This is a genomic window from Acidaminobacter sp., assembly GCF_030247605.1.
Taxonomy (GTDB): Bacteria; Bacillota; Clostridia; order Peptostreptococcales; family Acidaminobacteraceae; genus Acidaminobacter.
Genome location: NZ_JAOTSB010000058.1, coordinates 1 through 2,450 on the forward strand (window position 1 = coordinate 1; position 2,450 = coordinate 2,450).

Here is a 2,450-nt window from a genome sequence, read left to right on the forward strand (position 1 = left end):
CGAAATTGACTGCCACTCTTTGTTCGATAGCTGCCAAACCTCTCCACGTGGAAGAATTTCTAATTTATGCCGCTTTGTCGCTCGCGGGTTTGGTTTTGCAACCGAAAGTAACTGAATTTTGTTCGCGTGATTGGATGCAAATAGGAATGGCGGCTCATCAGCCTCAATACTGATATGAGAATTTTGGTTACCAAATTTACTTCACCGTGCTTAACGCTCGTCAAGGAGATGGTAAGAAGGGCCTGGGGCAGTTCAATATCAAGATGGCCGCTATTGGCTGAGTTGGACACACTTGCCCACATCCGATTGGCACTTGGAAAGCAACTCATCCACGAATACACGCCGGTGAACCAGGTGGGTAATTTATTGTGGCTATCAAACAGCCCCTTCCTTGCTAGATTGATTCCTAGATTTGGTTTGTCGTTTCCCAATAAAGGAGTGCAAAAAGACTCCAGTCCTTGTGGTTTGAACAAAAATTGATGAATTTTTTGTAAGGGGCGCATCATCGCTTGGATGAATACACTGGCAGGAATTAGGTATGCTGTTCCGCCAACACCAACTCTGAAAATACCCTGGCAGTCTTTAGGGTCTTTGTCTTGAATGTCAAGCTTCTCCCAAAAGAGTTTGCCACTCTCTCGCTGCCATTTTTTACAGTTTGTTGTTATTTGAATCGTAGTGGCTCCTGCTAGTTTTAGCGGCTGCCACAATTCCTTAGTCTCGCGGTGTTCACGCCCCCCTGAAGGTGTTATGGTTTTCAAAATAAGCCCCGACGCACTACGTGCCACACCTTCAATCCAAAACATGACAAATCTATCTTATTGAGTTATACGGGGGAAAAGCCTACGGGCGTTTGTAAAACCCTGCTTTATGAGATATACGAAAGCGTTAACTGCTAAAAATTAGTTCACAAGGAAAGTTCGAGCTGTATGCCTGTACGGAATTTTTCCAGGTGACGTTTTGAAATTAGTGTCAGGATGCGTGATGTCGTTGATGGCAGATGTCGAGTCGTGCTTCCACTGCAACCAGCAAAGTGAACAAACCCGGGGTCAAAAACCTGGCGCCAGTCTCTGGTTATTGGATGTGCATTCTGCAAGGCACGTCGCCCGTTGAGTGCACGATGAGACATCTGGCTAACTTGGTGTAATAGGCAGTGCGCAATTGGGAAACGCAAAGTGGTGCCAGACAATTCGTGTGGGAGTGTCTGGTCCATCCAGAACGTGACCATTTTCTTGATTGGCGTTATTGGACATGGGGCAGGCCATTGCATAAGTGGCATGCCGTGCAGATGGCAGGTGCAAACGCCAGGCAGAAGATGGCTACGGTGCCAGTAGCTCTCGCCAAATTTTCCGAGTTCAAAGTGAACGCATGCTTCGCACCACCGTATTCCCAGTTTTCCAATGGGATTAGAAAGCTCCGGTATCCGACCGCTAATCAAGTCAATGGTAAATCTTCGACTTTCCGTCGGCGGCAATGCGGCGGTGCCATAGGGTACGAGCGTGTGTTCGTGAAGAATATGCCGGGGTGTGCAGCCAACTAGTCCCGCAACATGGGGTATCAAATTTCCGATAGATGTAAGCGGGGCGGGGGGCAGGTTGAACTACCCGCGTACAAAATCGGGTGAACTTAAACCAATTCTTCGCACCGTCCGGATAAGCAGGCTGCAAATTTCCTCATCGGGGTAAGGTTCTGCCTGGAAATACCCGCTCATGGGATTAGATGGTTAAAAGGGCGTCGACGTCGGTAAGCATATTTAGGATTTTCAGGCGCTCAAGCACTGTGGTTCCTGCGTGGGTTGGTAACAAGGCGTTGCGGTAGTCGCCGGGCGGGTAACAGGGAGGCTCGGATTGTTTTTTTGTTTTTGGTGTCGCTATTGCCTTGCCAGATGTGGCGTGTTGAAGTGCTTTCTTAACGCCATTCAAAACGTTGCTGGAGTCAGCTACCTGCGCTGCCAGTTCTTGTGCTTCTGGCTGGTTGAAACCAACGGAAGTGAGTGCATCAACTACCGTTGGCGCAAACAGAGGATTCGAGCCGTTGATGCTTGCTCCTCGAACTTTGCGTCCGGAGAACTTTGCACCAACGCCGGCGAGCAACTTGTCAAGGCCAGTGGGGGCAATGTCACGGTAGGTAACCAATGCCTCGACATCGTCACGACGGATGGCTTCAATCATCGGCATGACCAACGCTAATTCGTTCTGTGCAACACTCTCTATGAGTGCTCCGGTTATGGTTTCTGTGCCATCGTGGATTGCCCGGGCTTGGGTGATGGCAAAGAGCTTAATGGCAATGTCGGCCACACCCTGTGTGTGATGGAACATCAGCTTGGACAGAGGGGGAGACAATAGAGTGGGATTTTTCACCCATTGAAAGTGCCACAGCACACTCAGAAAATCATCCCATTCTCCTGGTTCCTCCTCAGAGCCTTCAAGCAAAGGGCCCCAGTAGGTTGAAGC

2 protein-coding genes and 1 pseudogene are annotated in these 2,450 nt (G+C 49.3%); all 3 read right to left on the reverse strand.

The genetic code is table 11. From position 1 onward, the window contains the following. Positions 1–59 precede the first annotated feature (59 nt). Positions 60–758: a hypothetical protein gene (locus OEL90_RS14950; protein WP_300689899.1), complete on the reverse strand. Its 699-nt coding sequence runs from the start codon at positions 756–758 to the stop codon at positions 60–62. 146 nt (positions 759–904) lie between these two features. After that, positions 905–1,558, reverse strand: a complete 654-nt coding sequence (locus OEL90_RS15255) for a TniQ family protein (protein WP_414635026.1) — start codon at positions 1,556–1,558, stop codon at positions 905–907. 154 nt (positions 1,559–1,712) lie between these two features. Further along, a pseudogene (locus OEL90_RS14955) lies at positions 1,713–2,450 on the reverse strand (hypothetical protein); the annotation flags it as partial.